This window comes from Stenotrophomonas sp. CASM106, assembly GCF_049384825.1.
Classification (GTDB): domain Bacteria; phylum Pseudomonadota; class Gammaproteobacteria; order Xanthomonadales; family Xanthomonadaceae; genus Stenotrophomonas; species Stenotrophomonas muris.
The window spans coordinates 1-386 of sequence record NZ_JBMRFS010000095.1 but is presented as its reverse complement, the minus strand read 5'-3'; the positions used below and the strand labels follow the sequence as shown (position 1 = coordinate 386).

At 68.4% G+C, this 386-nt stretch carries 1 protein-coding gene; it reads right to left on the bottom strand.

The genetic code is table 11. The annotated features are described in order from the left end of the window. Window positions 1-386: HdeD family acid-resistance protein (locus VG556_RS22690; RefSeq protein ID WP_423180093.1), on the bottom strand; the 386-nt coding region annotated here is incomplete at both ends.

The window sequence follows — 386 nt, the reverse complement described above, 5'->3', positions numbered from 1 at the left end:
CCACAGCGTGGTGACCGCCACGCCGGCATACGGGTTGGCCGCAAACAACAGGCCCAGCACCACGGCCAGCACGCCGCTGAGGATCAGCAACCATTCGCCCTGGATCTGCTTACGCACGCGGATCGCGAACACGATGCGATAGATGCCGGCCACCAGCAGCCACGCCGCCAGGAACAGCACCAGCACGCTGGCGGTGGCCAGCGGATTGATCACCGCCAGGATGCCGAAGCCCAGCGAGGCGAGGGCGTACAGCGCCAGCCAGCCGCGCGACGCGCCGCTACCGCCACTGATCAGGGCGAACAGGCTGATGACGCCCTCGACGATGGCCATCACGCCGAGCGTCCAGGCCAATGCCATGGCCGCCGACAAGGGCCAGCCGATGGCGA